The sequence below is a fragment of the Thermodesulfobacteriota bacterium genome, assembly GCA_036482575.1.
Lineage (GTDB): Bacteria > Desulfobacterota > GWC2-55-46 > GWC2-55-46 > JAUVFY01 > JAZGJJ01.
Map to the genome: position 1 here is coordinate 1 of JAZGJJ010000150.1, position 16812 is coordinate 16812.

General features: G+C 59.9%; 14 protein-coding genes. 6 read left to right on the forward strand and 8 right to left on the reverse strand.

The annotated features are described in order from the left end of the window. Positions 1-582, reverse strand: a 582-nt coding sequence (locus tag V3W31_06570; GenBank protein MEE9614600.1) for an HD domain-containing protein, incomplete at its 3' end; no start/stop codon positions are given. A 52-nt stretch (positions 583-634) separates the two neighbouring features. After that, positions 635-1771, reverse strand: a complete 1137-nt coding sequence (locus V3W31_06575) for a M48 family metallopeptidase (protein MEE9614601.1) — start codon at positions 1769-1771, stop codon at positions 635-637. Positions 1772-1944: 173 nt separating this feature from the next. On the opposite strand from V3W31_06575, the gene V3W31_06580 reads away from it, so the two are divergent. Together V3W31_06580 and V3W31_06585 are read left to right on the forward strand one after the other, a co-directional pair. Next, complete coding sequence (locus tag V3W31_06580; protein MEE9614602.1) at positions 1945-4389, forward strand: PBP1A family penicillin-binding protein; 2445 nt, start codon at positions 1945-1947, stop codon at positions 4387-4389. A 24-nt stretch (positions 4390-4413) separates the two neighbouring features. Next, positions 4414-5184, forward strand: a complete 771-nt coding sequence (locus tag V3W31_06585; protein MEE9614603.1) for a metallophosphoesterase family protein — start codon at positions 4414-4416, stop codon at positions 5182-5184. 41 nt (positions 5185-5225) lie between these two features. Here the strand turns inward: V3W31_06585 and V3W31_06590 are convergent, their stop codons facing one another. Further along, positions 5226-6359, reverse strand: coding sequence for a M14 family metallopeptidase (locus V3W31_06590; GenBank protein MEE9614604.1), 1134 nt, complete (start codon positions 6357-6359; stop codon positions 5226-5228). A gap of 118 nt (positions 6360-6477) precedes the next feature. Next, the gene (locus tag V3W31_06595) at positions 6478-6786 is read right to left on the reverse strand and encodes a hypothetical protein (GenBank protein MEE9614605.1); all 309 of its coding nucleotides are present in this window, start codon (positions 6784-6786) and stop codon (positions 6478-6480) included. Between the two features lie 147 nt (positions 6787-6933). Here V3W31_06595 and ccsB point away from each other — a divergent pair, with 147 nt between their 5' ends. Genes ccsB through V3W31_06610 form a run of 3 tightly spaced genes read left to right on the forward strand, consistent with a single transcriptional unit; the run spans position 6934 to position 11559 of the window. Beyond that, positions 6934-7806, forward strand: coding sequence for a c-type cytochrome biogenesis protein CcsB (gene ccsB, locus V3W31_06600; GenBank protein ID MEE9614606.1), 873 nt, complete (start codon positions 6934-6936; stop codon positions 7804-7806). Continuing rightward, positions 7803-9269, forward strand: a complete 1467-nt coding sequence (locus V3W31_06605; GenBank protein ID MEE9614607.1) for a cytochrome c biogenesis protein ResB — start codon at positions 7803-7805, stop codon at positions 9267-9269. The genes ccsB and V3W31_06605 overlap by 4 nt, the downstream gene beginning before the upstream one ends. Before the next feature lie 31 nt (positions 9270-9300). Continuing rightward, entirely contained in the window at positions 9301-11559 is a 2259-nt protein-coding gene (locus V3W31_06610) for a DEAD/DEAH box helicase (protein MEE9614608.1), read from the forward strand. Between the two features lie 12 nt (positions 11560-11571). Here V3W31_06610 and V3W31_06615 read toward each other — a convergent pair whose 3' ends face one another. From V3W31_06615 to V3W31_06630, 4 genes are all read right to left on the reverse strand, one after another. Then, positions 11572-12177 (reverse strand): hypothetical protein, encoded by a 606-nt coding sequence (locus V3W31_06615; protein ID MEE9614609.1) that lies wholly within the window; start codon positions 12175-12177, stop codon positions 11572-11574. Between the two features lie 162 nt (positions 12178-12339). Next, on the reverse strand, positions 12340-14184 hold the full coding sequence (locus tag V3W31_06620; GenBank protein ID MEE9614610.1) for an ATPase, T2SS/T4P/T4SS family: 1845 nt from the start codon (positions 14182-14184) through the stop codon (positions 12340-12342). 172 nt (positions 14185-14356) lie between these two features. Further along, positions 14357-14770 (reverse strand): hypothetical protein, encoded by a 414-nt coding sequence (locus V3W31_06625; protein MEE9614611.1) that lies wholly within the window; start codon positions 14768-14770, stop codon positions 14357-14359. 373 nt (positions 14771-15143) lie between these two features. Then, positions 15144-15791 carry a uracil-DNA glycosylase gene (locus tag V3W31_06630; protein MEE9614612.1) on the reverse strand — a complete coding sequence of 216 codons (648 nt, stop codon included), beginning with the start codon at positions 15789-15791 and terminating at the stop codon, positions 15144-15146. 56 nt (positions 15792-15847) lie between these two features. Here V3W31_06630 and V3W31_06635 point away from each other — a divergent pair, with 56 nt between their 5' ends. After that, positions 15848-16708 carry a zinc dependent phospholipase C family protein gene (locus V3W31_06635; protein MEE9614613.1) on the forward strand — a complete coding sequence of 287 codons (861 nt, stop codon included), beginning with the start codon at positions 15848-15850 and terminating at the stop codon, positions 16706-16708. Positions 16709-16812: the final 104 nt, after the last annotated feature.

The window sequence follows — 16812 nt, forward strand, 5'->3', positions numbered from 1 at the left end:
GTTAACGCTATCGAGGTACATGAAGGCGAGGTCCTCCAGCTCGGCCTTGATCCAGCCGATCCCGAGCCTGTTGGCGAGCGGGGCGTATATGTCGAGCGTCTCCTGGGCTATTTTTCTCTGCCTGTCCGGCGGGAGGGCCTGGAGGGTCCTCATGTTATGGAGCCTGTCGGCGAGCTTTATCAAGAGCACCCTTATGTCCCTGGACATGGCAAGGATCATCTTGCGGAAGTTCTCGGCCTCGCGGTCCGCCTTCTTGTCGAACGTCATGCGGCTTATCTTGGTAAGACCGTCGACGAGGAGCGAGATCTCGCTGCCGAAAAGCTCCTCTATCTTCTCGATCGTGGTCTGCGTGTCCTCGACGGTATCGTGGAGGAAGGCCGTGGCCACGGCCTGGACGTCCATCTTGAGTGTGGTGAGTATCTGCGCGACCTCGACGGGGTGGCTCATGTAGGGCTCCCCGGACATGCGCGTCTGCCCCTCGTGGACCATGCCCGAGAAGACGTAGGCCTTCCTTATCACGTCGAGGTCGGCGGACGGGTGGTAGGAGGCCACGCTGTCCAGTATGTCTTCAATCCTTACCATAGAGATAATTTAACGCAAACGGCGATTATTTTCAACTCGCATGCTCCCGGGGTCAGTCCCCTCCCCCTTTTTCTTCCTTTTTTTCCATTTCTTCCCTCTTCTTCTCCTCGGGCACGAGCGGCTCGCCCCGGCGGCGCTTCTCCTCTATCTCCTCCACCGTGCTCTCGATGGCGAGGAAACGCCTCGGGGCGCTCGGGTGGGTGGAGGAAAAATTATCCTTTATGGCGCCGGGGTGCTCGACGGCCATGCGCCGCCAAAAATTCGCCGCGCCGGTTATATCGTAGTCGCCCCGGGCCGCTATATAGAGCCCCGCGTAGTCCGCCTCGGCCTCGAACTCCCGGGAGTAGGCCTGCCCGGCCATCTTCGAGAAGAGGCCCTGGGTGTCGACACCGGTCGTGGCGACTATGATTATATCCACGAGCAGTCCAATGAAGGAGTTGCCGTATAGCTTGTCTATGTGGCCGAAGGCGTTATGGGCTATCTCGTGGCCGACGACCAGTACGAGTTCCCCGTCGCTCTCGGTAAAGCGCATCATCCCGGTGGTGACGACCACGTTCCGCCCGTCGGCAAAGGCGTTGACCGCGTCGGTTGTCGAAAGCCCTACGTTATAGCCGCACGCCTCGACACCCTCCACAATCACCTCGAAGGCGGCGACGTCCCGCTCGACTTCAAGGGTCAAGGGTGCATGCTCCAAGGCCGACTTCTCTATAAGCTCCCTTGCCTTCGCGGCGGGCCCCTTCCTCTTCTTCCCCGCTTTCCCTTCCAGCCCGAGCCCCTTCGTTCCGGTATTAACATCCACCCCGTTTATCGAGACGAGCCTGTCCCCGGCCATGAGGCCCGCCCCGGCGGCGGCGAGTTCCGGATGCACGTAGCGTACGGCAACGCCGTCCCCGAACCCGAATCGGCTTTCCGCGATATCCCTGAAGTCCTCGCCGTAGGAGAAGCTGTCGTGCACGAGGAAGCCGTAAGAAGACCGGAGGTCGTCCCGGCAGAAACCTGCGCCAGCGACAAGGAGCGGCATCGAGATACCCATGAGCCGTGTCCACCTCTTGGTGAAGACGCTAAAAGCCATCTCCCGCTGCTTCTCGGCCTCGACCCGTGCCTCCTCTCCCGAGACCTCGGGGGTCTTAAGGGTCGGCGCGCAGCCCGCGAACGCCAGGACCGTAAATAAGGACGCAAGGGTCCGCACCCCCGGCCTTGCAACTCCCCGTCTCAGCCAAACCGTACGCATACGTATAATTTAACCCAACGGACGAAAACTTTCAATCCCAAGGGGGGGGGCGGGGGCGGGAGAAGACATCCGGGCGCCTACCCCCTTGTTTTATCACCCTGTTCTTGCTATACTATTCTGTTATAGGTGACATGGAAAAAAAGGATAATAAAAGTATCGACAAAACCCCCGCGAGCGGGATGAGCAAGGGAAAGATAGTTCTCTACTCGATGGCCGGGCTGGCCCTGGCCTCACTTCTTGCGGGTCTTGGCACCTTCTTCTACCTGACGAGAGACCTTCCCTCCATGCGTTCGCTCGTGGACTACACCCCGAACCTCATAACAAAGGTCTACTCCCAGGACGAGCAGACCGTAGGCGAGTTCTACATAGAGCGGCGGATCGTCGTATCGTTCGCCAGCATCCCCCGGCACACGATAAACGCCTTCCTCGCGGCCGAGGACGCCAAGTTCTTCGAGCACAAGGGGGTGGACTACCGGAGCATCATGAGGGCGCTCTACAAAAACATCCTGGCCGGGCGGATAGTCCAGGGCGGCTCCACCATCACCCAGCAGGTGGCCCGGAGCTTTTTCCTTAGCCCGGCGAGAAAGATATCGAGGAAGATACGCGAGGCCGTGCTGGCCTACCGTATAGAGAAGCACCTCACCAAGGAGGAGATCCTCCACCTCTATTTGAACCAGATATACCTGGGTAACGGCGCCTACGGCGTGCAGGCCGCCTCGGAGAACTACTTCGGAAAGGACGTGCAGGAGCTCGACCTGGCCGAGTCGGCGCTGCTCGCGATCCTCCCCAAGGCCCCGAGCAGGTACTCTCCCTACACCAACCCCGAACTCGCCAAGCAGCGCCAGGAGCTCGTCCTCACGCGTATGCTCGAAGAAGGCTTTACGACCAGGGAAGTGGCCGAGGAGGCGATAAACCGGCCGCTCAAGCTGAAGCCCAAGCGGACAAAGAGCATGTGGGCGGGCCCCTACTTCACCGAGCACGTAAGGCGCTACATCGAGGAGAAGTACGGCGAGGACCTCCTCTACAAAGGGGGGTTGCAGGTCTACACCACAATGGACGTGGAGATGCAGAAGGCCGCCAACGATGCGGTGCGCCGGGGGCTCAGGGCGCACGACAAGAGGAGGGGCTACCGTGGGGCGGCAGTGTCGCTCAAGTCGGCCGAGGAGATAGAGGCCTTACGCGAGGAGACGGACAAGAAGCTTTCCAAAAGGCCGCTTGAGATAGGCGGCATATACCGGGCCGTCATAACGGACGTGGACAAGAAGGGCCGGCGGCTTAAGGTGGACATAGGCAGTCGCAAGGGAGTTATCGAGCACAGGGACATGGCCTGGGCCGGCCTCTACAACCCCACCACCGACCCGGACGGGGGCAAGGACGTAAAACTCCAGACCATATTCAACGTGGGCGACGTGGTGGAGGTCATGGTAAGGGGGCTCCCCGAGACCGAATCCTCCCCTATCCCGCTAAAACTCGAACAGGAGCCGCTCGCTCAAGCCGCCCTGCTGGCCATGGAGCCGGAGACCGGCTACGTCAAGGCAATGGTCGGGGGCGGGGACTTCTCCAAGAGCCAGTTCAACAGGGCCATACAGGCGCAGAGACAGCCCGGCTCGGCCTTCAAGCCCATCATATACACCGCCGCCCTGGACTCCGAATTCACTCCGGCCACCATAGTAGTGGACTCCCCCCTCGTCTTCGAGGAAGAGCGCCAGGTCGACGTTGACTCCGAAGACCCCGAGGCCGAGACGGAGACGGAAACCGAGGAGTGGACGTGGAAGCCGCGTAACTTCGGTGAGAAGTTCTACGGCCCCACCACCATAAGGAACGCGTTGACCAAGTCGAGAAACGTCGTCACCATAAAGGTATTGCAGGAGATAGGCGTGGGCCGCGCCATCGGGTACGCGAGGAAGCTCGGCATAGAGGCCCCGCTCACCCGTGACCTCTCGCTCGCCCTCGGCTCCTCGGCGGTATCGCTCCTCGAGATGACCCGGGCGTTCGGCACCTTAGCGGCCATGGGCAGGAGGGCGGAACCCATCTTCATAACCAGGATCACCGACAGGCACGGAAACGTGCTCGAGGAGAACATCCCGTCCCACAAGGAGGTGCTGAGCCCGCAGACCTCTTACATAATCACCAACCTCCTTAAGGGTGTGGTCGAGAACGGTACGGGCTGGAGGGCAAAGGCGCTCAAGAGGCCGGCCGCGGGCAAGACCGGCACGACGAACAACCTGAACGACGCCTGGTTCATGGGCTTCGTGCCCGGCCTTGTGGCAGGCACCTGGATAGGCTACGACGAGGAGTACCCCCTCGGGAGGCACGAGACGGGCTCGAAGGCGGCCTCCCCCATATGGGTCGGCTTCATGAAGAGTGCGCTTGAAGGCGTCCCCAAGGAAAATTTTCCCATACCCGACGGGGTGGAGTTCGCCAAGATAGACCCCAGGACCGGGCTCCTCGCCAACTCATCGACCGAGAACCCGGTGTTCGAGGTCTTCAAGGAAGGAACCGCGCCGACCGAGACCTCCGAGCTGGAAGACCAGCCCGAGGCCGTTGACTTCTTCATGATAGACGCGGGGAACTAAGAGCCCGCTTAGCCGGAACCACAGATGCGCTACGCCGTAATATCCGACCCGCACTCCAACCTCGAAGCCCTCACCGCAGTCCTTAGTGAAATAGACGCCTTCGGCACGGACGAGACGCTCTGCCTCGGGGACCTCGTCGGCTATAACGCCGACCCGAACGAGTGCGTGGAGCTCATAAGAGCGCGCGGCATACGGTGCGTCATGGGGAACCACGACTCGCGCGCATCGGGGGTGGAGGAGCCGGGCGGGTTCAACCCGATAGCGGCCGAAGCGCTCCTCTGGACGCGCGAAAAACTCACCGAAGAGAACCGGGCGTTTATCGAAAAGTTGCCCCGGGCCATTGAGATAGAAACCGGAGAGGAGGCCGGAGAGGGAGAAAAAAACGGAAAAAAATTTCTCGCAGTACACGGCCGGGTAAACGACACGGACGGCTACATACTGGGCCCCCGCGACGCCGTTGACAACTTCAGGCTCCTTGAAGAGACGGGCGGTCCGGGCCTCTGCTTCTTCGGACACACCCACGTAAGGGTGGCATACGTCGAGACCGGGGGCAGAGTAACGGTCCGGATGGACGAGACACTTGAGATGAACGTGGGCTCGAACTATCTCGTAAACCCCGGCAGCGTAGGTCAACCCCGGGACGGGGACCCGAGGGCCGCGTTCCTTACCTTCGATTCAGAGCGCATGGAGATAGAGTCCCACAGGGTGGCCTACGATATAGAGCTTACGGCGAGAAAAATTATGGATAGCGGCCTCCCCTCCATGCTCGCGGAGAGGTTAAAGGCCGGGTGGTAGGGGGTGGCGGCGCGTATATATAGGCGCTCTTCCGGGTTATTCTATTTATTCATTTGTTCCGTAAGGCCTGCAAGCGCCTCTTCTACGACATCTTTCCCCTGTAACCAGACACGGGCCTTCCAGTCATCCGTATCCGGGTAAAAGGCCCGGCGCATCTCCGCCTTTATCTTGCCTGCAAGCGGGCTGTTCTTCTCTCCGTGGTGATGCAGCCAGTTTTCGGCCTGCAGGGCCTTAAAAACCTCCTTGCGCGACACTGTACCGAATTCGAGGGATACGGCCGTAACCTCGGCGTCCGGAAGCATCACGGAGAAGACGAGCTTTAGTGTGCCGGAAAGGTCGGCAGAGAAAGATTCATCGGTTTTTGTCGTCCTGGCTCTCTCTCCCCACCAGGCCTTTGCGCGTCGGTAAGCAGGCGATTCCGCCGGTTCGTTCAGTATTATCTCTTCGTGCCCGTAGGGACCAAGGCCCGTGTGAAAATCCACAAAGGCCACATGGGCCGCAGGATGAATATAGCGTCTGATGATCGTCCGTAAGGTCTTGTTCGACCATGTCTCGAATCGACCCCCGTAAAAAAGACCATGAGGGTGGTTATACTGCCCGCTGCTTATCGCTTCCCTGAGCGCCTTCTTACCATGCATCGCCCGGTACCACATAAGCCGCGTAACAGAGTTTGCCAGCGCCATGGTATTATAGGTTTCGAGCTCGATGGCGTCGGCCAGCGCATCGTAATAGGGGTTTTCGGGATATGGCTTGGAATGGTCGAGAAAATTGCGGTTCAAGTCGACGTTATCTTCGTTGAACCGCCTGAGATGCGCGAAGCCATAAGGGTTCAGGGCATGTATCATGACGACGCGCAGGCCGGGTCTCAACCTATCCGCAATCCCGCCGCGGAGCAGCCCTGTCTGGATGGCGGAGCCGCAGAAACCCTCCACCCCGTGCGTGCCGGAGCCGAGCACCAGTACTGCCTTCGCATCCGCCGGGCCCGGCAGGGCCACATCCGTATAGAGCGCTTCCCCCTTCGGACCGGCATTCGGATTCTTAAAGCTCTCCACCCTTGCTCCGGCCAGTCTGCATGCCTCAAGGAACTTCTCCCGCGCCTCCGTATAGTCGGCGGAGAAGTACTCTGCCGCTGACGCACCGGGTGGATGAGGGGTTCCCGTAAGCTTGTCGTGCATATTAGACACCATAGAGAGCATGTAAGGAAACGAAAAAAGGCCCGCCGACTTCGGCGGGCCTTTAAAGAACGCGGCTGAAAAATCGCATAGTGGGCCCGGCCCACCCGACAATGACCGGTCAGTGGACCGTGCCCTTGACCTCCTCCTCTTCGAACGAGAGGCGGCCACTCTGGAACGGGTCGCTCGCGAACTTGTCCCGGCACTCCTTGCAGAGTATGTAGACTATCTCCTGATAGACGTCGTCTTCGAGCCCCTTCGAATCAGCGCCATCCATGGCGTCGATAAGGTCCGCTATACCCTCCTCCACGTCCCCGGGGTACTCCTCGAGGTAGCCGTCGAAGTCCGCGAAACTCCTTATCTCGACCACGTACTTCAACCCCCCCCTCGACATCTCTTTTCCGCAACTGTCGCACCTTAAAGCAGACATGGCAAAACACTCTCCTTAAACGTTTTATAGGATACCATCGGATATGAAGGGGGCCGTTCCTCCCCCCTCCGTCAAATCATACCCCCAAACAAGACGCTTGTCAAACCAAATAAAAATATGCTATAAACGTATGATATGACTGCGGAAATGATACTTTCACGTAATGCCTACCTGCTGGGCGTGGAGTTAAAGCTTTTCTGGCTCGTGGCGCTAATCTATGCCGTGGCCTTCCTCTTCTTCGCGCTTCACGCGGCCACGGGCGGCAGAGCGGCGGGCAGGACCGCCAAGGGGCTTGTCTGGGCCGCGGTGCTCATACACACCGCGCAGATCCTCCTTCGGACCTTCGAGGGGGGAAGGGCCCCGTTCCAGACCCTCTATGAAAGCCTGTCGTGGTTCGCCTGGAGCGCGGCCGTCACATACCTCTTCGTCGCGCGCAAGTGGCGGGAGGTCTACCTCCCCGGCGCCTTCGTAACGCTCCTGGCCGCAGGCGCCTGCTTCTACGCGCTCACTTCACGCTCCCCGGCCGTGAACCCGCTCTCGCCGCCGCTCCAAAGCGTGTGGTTCGAGTGGCACGTGGTCCTCGCCTTCTTCGCGTACGCGGTCTTCATCGTCAGCTGCTCCATAGAGGGCACCTACCTGACACTGAAACCGCTCATTAAACGGGGGCTCGCCTCATCTTACGGGCTCGACAGTTCCACTATAGAGGAGTTCCGGAAGACCGCGCAGAGGCTCGTCATCTTCGGCTTCCCGCCGCTCACCTTCGCCATATTCTCGGGCGCGGCATGGGCCAACGAGGCGTGGGGGAGGTACTGGAGCTGGGACCCGAAGGAGACCTGGTCGCTTATCACATGGTCGGTCTTCACCATGTACCTCCACGCGATGGCGGTCCCGTCATGGCGAGGCCTTCCGGCCTCGCTCCTGAACCTCCTGGGCTTCGTCTGCATGATGATGACGTTCCTCGGAGTTAACTGGCTCGCCAGGCTCCTGGGCATACCGAGCCTGCACCTCTACGCCTCATGAGCACTACGGAGAAAAGAAACTCCCGCACCCGGCTCGGGGATATACGCAGCCGCCTGTACAAGAGGCTCGCTTCGCTCCGGACCTCGGTATACCTTATCGGCCTCCTCTGCCTCTTCTACGTCCTGGGCACCGTATTCCCGCAGGGCGGGAACATGGACGCTTACTCGGATGCGGGCGGGGGGTTCTCCGGGGGGGTGCGCCTCTTGGGGCTCCTTAATATCTTCGACGGGCCGGTCTTCCTCGTAGCGGCCTTCGTGCTCCTGCTGAACCTCGCCGTGTGCTCGTACGAGAGACTCATGGTGCTTACGCGCCAGGGCAGGAGCGTACCGCAGTCGTTCGAGCCGCAGTTCACAATCGACATGCCCATGGCAAAAGGCGAGGCCGAGGCCGAAACCACTAAGGCGTTAAAAGAGAAGCTCGGCTTCAGGCCGCTTTCGAGCGAGGAGTGGTGCGTTATGGAAAAGGGGCTTTCCTACAGGTGGCTCACCTGGCTCTATCATACCGGCATCATAGCCTGCTTCCTGGGCTTCATGCTGAGCGGCCTCTTCGTCGTGGAGGGGATGGTCACGCTCCGTCCGGGCGAGCCAACCCGGATAGTCTCCGAGATGCCCGGGATGCCCGAAGAACTCGGCTGGCTCCGCTCGGCCGACCACCCGGAGCCCGACTTCCAACTCGTCCTCGACGAGTTCATAACCGAGTACACGCGCTCCCCCCACCTCGACTACCCCCGGGACAAGGTATCGCGGCTCGCCGTGGCGCTCGGCTGGAAGGACGTCTCCTATGAGATAAAAGACGACTCCCTCTTCCCGAAGGACTGGAAGTCACGGCTCAGGGTGGTCAAGGGAGACCTCACCGTCCACGAGAAGACCATCGAGGTGAACGACCCCTTGAAGTTCGAGGGCTATACGTTCTACCAGATGTCCTTCAACCAGACCATGAAGCTCATGGTCGACAGAAACCCCATCTTCCTCGAGGCCGAGGCGGGAGAAAAACTCCTCGTCCCGGGGCTCGACGGGGAGTTGAAGTTCGGCACCATGAGGACCGGGACGCTCTTCAAGCTCGACGGAACGAAGGAGGAGATAACCCCCTTCGTCATGGTAAAGAGGATTACCAGCGAGGGAGATAAGAGAAAAACCGAAGAGTTCGGAAGGCTCGATCTCCACCACTCGCTTACGGTGGACGATAAGACCATAACCTTCATAAGCGTCGAGGAGTCGTCCATCCTGAGCTACCGGTACGACCCAGGCGTCTGGCTCCTCTACATTGCCGGTATCTTCGTACTCGTGGCAATGAGCCTCCGGTGCTTCGGCGGCTGGTACCTCGTCGCCTTCAGGGTAGAGGAGGCCGGGGTCTCGGGGGGGGGTGGGACGACAAGGCTGCTCCTTTCCATGGACACGCGCGGGCTCAGGGCCGACCCGGAAAAAATAAAGAAAAGGCTCGAATACCACCTCTCCCGGAGATAGCAACCCCTCCATATAGACCCAGGAAATACCCATGAATATCACGAGCTTCATAAAAAATCTTAAGGAACGGGACGACCTCGGGACCTTCGTCCACCACGAGCGGATAGAGCCTGTCCCTCCCTCCTACGGAGTACCGAAGGGAGACGGCAACCTGCCCAAGGAGATCGAGGGTTCGCTAAGGGGGCTCGGCATAGAAAAACTCTACAGCCACCAGGCTCGCGGCATTGAACTCGTAAGGCAAGGCCGTAACGTCGTGGTCATGACCCCGACCGCCAGCGGCAAGAGCCTCGTCTATAACCTCCCGGTACTCGAAACGCTTCTTAAAGAACCCGGCAGCCGCGCCCTCTATCTCTTCCCGCTTAAGGGGCTCGAGCAGGACCAGTTGAAGGCCTTGAGGGAGCTTAGCTCATCGCTTCCTTTTGAGAACACCGCCGAGATATACGACGGCGACACCACCCAGTACAGGCGGAAGAAGATAAGGGAGAACCCCCCCTCCGTTCTATTCACCAACCCGGACATGCTGCACCTCGGGATAAACGCCTACCACGAGAAGTGGCAAAAATTCTTCTCGTCCTTGAAGTTCGTCATAGTGGACGAGATACACACCTACCGCGGGGTGTTCGGCTCGCACGTGGCTCAAGTCCTAAAACGCCTCCGCCGCATCGCCGCGCTCTACGGAAGCGAGCCGGTCTTTATCGCCTGCTCCGCCACCATAGCCAACCCCGGCGAGCTGGCCCGCATGCTCGCGGGCGTGGAGTTCGAGGTGATAGACACGAGCGGCGCCCCGCAGGGCCGGAAGAACTTTTTGTTCCTTAACCCCATTCCGGAGCTGAGCCCCTACACCGTAGCGACAAAGCTCTTCACCGACTCGGTCCGGGCGGGCTTTAAGACTATCGCCTTTACCAAGGCCCGGAAGGTCACCGAGCTTATGCACGCCTGGGTGCTCGAAGGGGCTCCGGACATCCGTGACAAGGTAAGTTCGTACAGGGCCGGGTTTCTCCCGGATGAAAGGCGAGAGATAGAGGGCCGCCTCTTCAGCGGCGAGCTCTCGGGGGTTATCTCCACGAGCGCGCTGGAGCTCGGGGTGGACATAGGGGGGCTCGACGTCTGCATCCTCGTCGGCTACCCCGGAACGGTCAGCTCCACCTGGCAGAGGAGCGGCAGGGTCGGGAGGAAGGGGCGGGACTCGCTCATCGTGATGGTCGCCATGGAGGACGCGCTGGACCAGTACTTCATGCGCCACCCTAAGGACTTCTTCCGCCGGAGCGTTGAGGCCGCCGTGCTCGACAACTCGAACGAGTCCATCTTGAGGGCCCACCTCCCCTGCGCCGCGGCGGAAATGCCGCTCAGGGCGGACGACCGGGTCTACGACGTGCCGCCGCTCGTGCCGATACTTGAAGAGCTCGAAACCAGGAGCAGGGTCCGGCACTGGCAGAAGGGGGACGTCTGGTACCCGCGCAAAAAATATCCCCATCGCGAGGTCTCCATAAGGCAGGCCGGGGAGATCTATCGTATCATTGAAGAGGGCAGAGGGCTCCTCGGCGAGTCGAGCTCGGCAAGGGTGCTGAGAGAACTCCACCCCGGAGCTATCTACCTCCACAGGGGAAAGATCTATAAAGTACGGAAGCTCGACATGGGCACGGCCACCGTCTTCTGCCGCGCCGCCGACGAGATAGAGTACTACACGCGCGCCATAACCGACGAGGAGACCGAGATAATATCGGTCGACGAGAAAAGGACGGTCGGAAGCGTAACGGTCAACAGAGGCAGGCTCCGCGTCACCGAGACCGTGCTCGGCTACAGGAAGAAGCATATCTACACCCGCGAGGAACTCGGCGAGGTATCGCTCGAACTCCCCTCTCAGATATTTACCACCGCCGGCATCTGGATGGAGGTCGCGGACGGGCTTCTGGAGGAGGCGAAGGAGAAGGGTTTCGGGCCCGGCGGCGGGCTCCATGCCGTCGAGCACGCGGCCATCGCCACGCTCCCTCTCTTCGCGCTCTGCGACAGGATGGACCTCGGCGGGGTCAGCTACGCCGCCAACCCCCAGCTCGGACGCGCGGCCATATTCATATACGACGCGCACGAGGGCGGCATAGGGCTCACGAAGAGGGGCTATGAGGTGGCCGAGGAGTGGTTCCGTACGACGCTCCGCATGATGGAGGACTGTCAGTGCGAGATATCGTGCCCTTCGTGCACGCAGGACCCGAGATGCGGGAACAATAACGAGCCGCTCGATAAGAGGGCCGCGAAGCTCATTTTAAAGGGGTGGCTCGGGAAAGACCGGTAGAAGACGGGCTTACTACTCGTAACCGCGCTGCGCTTTCAGGGCCTCCAACTCCGCCTCAAGGTACTCTATCTTCACGTCTATGCCCCCCGCCATGGCCTTATCCGCATCCCTCAAGTCGTGCGCTCCCATATCGAATTCATACTGCGAGGGATTAAGTCCCCTGGCCATGAGCATAACGCCACGGAACTGGTAGTGCGCCGTTACAGCCGCCGTCTTGACCGGCTCGACCCCGGCGTAAAGCGGCCAGAGCATCAGCATGAATACCACCAGACTCGCGACATTGTTGACGTAATAGGGAAACGGCCTCATCACCAAACCCAGCAGGAGGTTGTGCAGGAACTTTACCGTGAAGACCACGCCGAGGACCAGGAACAGGGTGGCGATCATGCCGAAGACGAGGATGGCGGTGGCCGTCATCTGCTCCAGGTCCACTAAGACGAGCCAGTCGAACCTCGGGTAGGTCTCGACCTCCGTGAACAAATAGAGCCAGTAGACCACAAGGCCGATACACGCGAGCCTCAGCGGCTCTATAAGCCTCGTGAGGTGCTTACGGAGGAACTCCCCTACGCGCCAGGAGGCCTCGCGTAACGCAACCAGAAATTCGTCCCATTCATTCATTATTTAAGATCTCTCAAGGTGAAGTTCAGCTTGATTCTATTCTTAATACAAATGGACTGTCAAGGGCAAAGAGTTTGCCGGAAGAGTGGGCCGTGGGGTGTAAACTCGGGGCTTTTATCCTGGGCGCCTATCGTGGGGCCGCGCCATGGTGCCGGGCGGCCCTCAGGCCTTAGGGGGAGCCGCTTGGGGGGGAGCCACCTTGGGCGGAGCCGCCGGAGCGGGCGAGGCCTGCGGGGCCGGGGGGGGCGGCGGGGCCTGGGTTAACTCCTTCGGCGGGTGCACCACCCTGGCCACCTCGTCGATGCTCGTTATGCCCTGGCCGACCTTCCTCAAGCCGTCGTCGAGCAGCCCCTTCATGCCGGCGGCCGCGGCGGCCTTTCTTATCTGCTGCTCGGAGGCGTCGGAGTCTATGAGGCTCTCCATGGTGGCGTCGACCGTCAGCACCTCGAAGATGCCCGTCTTGCCCATATAACCGGTCCCCTTGCACTCGTCGCAACCCTTTGCGCGGTAGAGCTTGGCCTGGATCGGCTTGGTGATACCGACGCTTCTGAGCTCCTCGGCGTCGGGTGCGTACTGCTCCCTGCACTTCGCACACAACCTCCTTACGAGCCTCTGCGCCACTATCCCCTTAAGCGCCGAGGCGATAAGGTGGACGGGTACGCCGATACTCTTAAGCTGGGTAATTGCCGATGCCGCGTCGACCGTATGGAGGGCGGAGAATATCAGACGCCCCGCTATGGCGGCCATAAAGGCCTCCATGGCCGTCGCGCTGTCCCGCATCTCCGCCACCAGTATCACGTCTACGTCGTGTTTCAGGACGAAGTGCAGCCCCTCGGAGAAACTCAACCCCGTCGTATCGCTTATGGCCATCTGGTTTATGTCCTTGACCTCGTACTTCGGCGGGTCTTCCAGCGTGACCACTTTTATACTGTCGTTCTTTACCTGCTCCAGCATGGCATAGAGGAGTGTGGTGCCTCCCGCGCCCACCGGGCCGGTCACGAGCACAACGCCCTGCCGGGCCTTTATGGTGTCCATCAAGCGCTGTTCGTCGGCCTGATTAAGGCCGAGGCTTTTAAGCTCCGGGATAGTGCTCTGGGGTTCGAGCAGCCCAAGCCCCACCATCTCCCCGTACCGTCCCGGCAGGGTCCGGACCCTGACCTCTAAAACCTTGTCTCCCACCCTGAGCTTCATCCTGCCCTCCTGCGGGACCCTGGTCTCCCCGACGTCCAGTTTGGCCATGGACTTGAGCCTCGCGGTGACCGGGCCCTGCACCCATTTGGGCAGCTGCTTGGCGCTCTTTATCACGCCATCGATCCTGAACCTCACCTTTACGGCCTTCTCCTGCGGCTCGAGGTGTATGTCGCTCGCGATCTGGTCCACGCCCGCGATAAAGAGCGTCTCCACCAGACTCACTATGGGAGGGGCGGAGCTCTTCTTTGTTACCTCCTCTATGTCGACATCTTCCTTCTCGCGTACCAGCTCGACCAGCCTGTCCTTCTTGCCGGGTACCAGCTCTTCGACCTCCTCCGCGGGTGCCGCGGCAACCCCCGGCGCCCCGGCGGCTTCTGCAACGGGCTCTTCCTTCAAGTAGTACTTCTTTATGGCCGCGTTTACGTCGGAAGTGGTAGCGACAAGCGGGATTACCTGCAGGCCCGTGGCGAATCTGATGTCGTCGATGGCGGCAAGGTTAAGCGGGTCGGACATGGCCACGGTCATGCCCTGCGGCGTTACCTCCACCGGGAAGAGCACGTTCTTTTGGGCGAGTTCCAGCTTCACCCTCTCCGAGGCCGTCGGGTCCACATCGAGGGAAGAGAAGTCGGCGAACGGTATGTTCAGCTGGTATCCGAGCGTCTGGGCGATGTCCATCTCCGAGGCGAAACCGAGCTCCACCAGCGCGGCCCCGACCTTCATCTTCTTTTCCTTGGCCGCCGCAAGGCCCTGGTTCAGCTGCTCTTCGTTTATGAGGCCCGCCTCTATAAGTAGCTCACCGATTCTCTTTACCGCCATCTCGACCCTCCGGGAATTTTTTTAATGAAAGGCACGCGCCCGTAAAGACGCGGCCTTAATTATCGTCCTAAAGGGGCTGAAAGTCAACAGAATATTGGAGAGAATGAAGGCCTGCAAAGCCTGTAGGGTCTTTGCTGATGAAGCGGCCAACAGACGGACCGTAGTACAGAATTTAACGGGATGTGTCCCCATTATCCCCCTCCTCATCGTCACAACATGGGTAACATACTATCTCGACCTCAATATCCGGGAAGCAAGTCCTGATCACATCAAGGCAACTGTCAGGGAATTCTACGGTAGGTGCCACCACATCTTGCTGGTGGAGCACGGCAATATCGAGGTATATATCCTTAACAGTGCTATCCTTCCTAACTACCACACTCGGAGAGAGCATAGATGCAACGGACTCAATGTGAACAGTTAAGGGCGAAGCTTCATCTGCGACAGATTCCAGCCTCCATAGTATCTTGCCATCTGCCTCCCTGCTGACAAGCGCTGAGCTTTTCACTCCCAAGAGCTCAGACATTTGGTCACCTGTTACCGAAGGCACGGTGTGAAAATTTATCGAGACGATATATTCTTTCATAAAAACTCTTTAGGCCGTAGGTTGGGTTGGCCTTATCAACCCAACGGCATTATCTATGGCCATTGAAATCGTTGGGTTTCGCTACGCTCTACCCAACCTACCAACTTGTTAATTGTCCAGCACTGAAAAGGGGACATAATAAACCGGCAAGTTGGCTGCCAGTTTCAATTGCGGATTACGGACTTCGGATTGCGGAATAAAAAACAAATCCGCAATTTGCAATCTGCAATCCCCAATTCCCGCCTCATGGCGGCCACCTGCGGTGGGGCGGTTACCGGTATCGTAGAGCCATAACGAACATTGTTGCAGATGCGGTTCGTTTCCCCGTTAACCGTGCGGCAGCACAAAATCGGCGGTTTGCTAATCGGCCGGTTTATTTTCCCCCTCCCAACTCCCCCATAACTTTCTTCATATCCGCCCAGGCCTCTTTCTTTAGCTCCGGGTTATCTATCAAGGTGCGCGGGTGGTGGGTGGCGATGAGTTTCGAGCTGCCCCATGAGTTAAAGCGCCCCCTCGCCTCGTCGAAGCCCTCCCCCTCCTTCAAGAGCGCCCCGGCCGCCTCCTTCCCGAGCGCCACGACCACCCGGGGCGAGATCAGCCGGAGTTCCCTCTCCAGATACGGCAGGCAGGCCCCCGTCTCCGAAGGGCCGGGCATCGCGCCTTCCCCCGGCCTGCACTTTATAACGGCGCTCACGTAGACCTCGCCCCTCTCCATGCCCATGGAGTTGACTATCTTCGTGAAGAGCTCCTCCTCGTCGTTGCTAAAAACCCCCTCCCCTCTCTCCCCGGAGGCCACGCCCGCGACAAAGACAACCCTGGCCCTCGAACTCCCGGAGCCGCAAACCACACCGGTTTTCCCCTTGTGAAGGGCGCACTTCTCGCACGTCTCCACCTCCTCCCTCACCGCAAGAAGCCCCTCTGCCCGGACGGACGGGATCTCCCGCACCCCGGCCCCCTTAAGGAACTCGAGCCTGTCGAGCGCACCCCTGACTATCCGGTTATACTCTTCCTTCACATCCATATCGCGATAGTTTTTAACTTTACAATCGGGCCGCCTTCAAGTATCATAAATAGTTCATGGTTACGGCAATAGTATCAGCCTTCGCAATCCTGCTTCTCTTCCCCGGCGACGCGCTCGCCTGGGGGCCTGCAACCCACCTGGAGCTCGGGAGCACCGTACTCAAGGGGCTGGCCGTCCTCCCACCGGCCGTACGGGCGCTTATCGCCAGGTACCCCTACGACTTCCTCTACGGCAACATAAGTGCGGACATCGTCGTGGGCAAGAACATGGTGGAGGAGCTAAAGCACTGCCACAACTGGACGTTCGGCTCTCGGCTTCTGAAGACCGCTTCGAGCGACTCTCAGAGGGCCTTCGCGTACGGCTATCTCTGCCACCTCGCGGCCGACACCGTCGCCCACAACCACTTCATCCCGGAGATGATGATCCGCTCCTTCTCCTCCACCATCCGGAAGCATACCTACTGGGAGTTGAGGTTCGACGCCCTCGCCGACAAGAGCGTCTGGGCCATACCCAAGAAGATAGTCCGGGAGGTCCACCGCGATAACGACGCGCTCTTGAGCCTGACGCTCGCGGGCACCGGCACCCCGCTATCCTTCAGGACCAACAAGACGATCTTCTCGAGCATTATGAGCATCCACCGGGTCGAGCAGTGGCACCACATGCTCGACATGATGTCGTCGTCTTCGAAGTGGACCCTCCACAAGGAGGAGAAGAAGAAGTTCTACGACCTGGCGATCGAGGCCGTGGCCGACGTGCTCACCAACGGCAACAGGGCCAGATGCACGAAGAAGGACCCCCGCGGCAAGCACAACCTCGACCTGGCGAAACGCGAGAGGAAAAAACTGAAGACAATGAACAGGAGCGGGAGGGACTGGTCGCCCGCCATGGAAAGGGCCGTAAAGGAAGTCTCGCCTTAGCGGCCCCTCAGCTTCGCCACCCGGTCGAGGACCCGCTCGGCCACCTCGTCCTTGGGAAGCGACGGAAGCTCCACCGCGCCGCCCTTCCCGTCCACGAACGTCAC

Coding starts and splice junctions, on each gene's coding strand:
- V3W31_06580 (MEE9614602.1), top strand. CDS start 1,945: ATGGAAAAAAAGGATAATAAAAGTATCGACAAAACCCCCGCGAGCGGG.
- V3W31_06585 (MEE9614603.1), top strand. CDS start 4,414: ATGCGCTACGCCGTAATATCCGACCCGCACTCCAACCTCGAAGCCCTC.
- V3W31_06590 (MEE9614604.1), bottom strand. CDS start 6,359: ATGCACGACAAGCTTACGGGAACCCCTCATCCACCCGGTGCGTCAGCG.
- V3W31_06595 (MEE9614605.1), bottom strand. CDS start 6,786: ATGTCTGCTTTAAGGTGCGACAGTTGCGGAAAAGAGATGTCGAGGGGG.
- ccsB (MEE9614606.1), top strand. CDS start 6,934: ATGATACTTTCACGTAATGCCTACCTGCTGGGCGTGGAGTTAAAGCTT.
- V3W31_06605 (MEE9614607.1), top strand. CDS start 7,803: ATGAGCACTACGGAGAAAAGAAACTCCCGCACCCGGCTCGGGGATATA.
- V3W31_06610 (MEE9614608.1), top strand. CDS start 9,301: ATGAATATCACGAGCTTCATAAAAAATCTTAAGGAACGGGACGACCTC.
- V3W31_06615 (MEE9614609.1), bottom strand. CDS start 12,177: ATGAATGAATGGGACGAATTTCTGGTTGCGTTACGCGAGGCCTCCTGG.
- V3W31_06620 (MEE9614610.1), bottom strand. CDS start 14,184: ATGGCGGTAAAGAGAATCGGTGAGCTACTTATAGAGGCGGGCCTCATA.
- V3W31_06625 (MEE9614611.1), bottom strand. CDS start 14,770: ATGAAAGAATATATCGTCTCGATAAATTTTCACACCGTGCCTTCGGTA.
- V3W31_06630 (MEE9614612.1), bottom strand. CDS start 15,791: ATGGATGTGAAGGAAGAGTATAACCGGATAGTCAGGGGTGCGCTCGAC.
- V3W31_06635 (MEE9614613.1), top strand. CDS start 15,848: ATGGTTACGGCAATAGTATCAGCCTTCGCAATCCTGCTTCTCTTCCCC.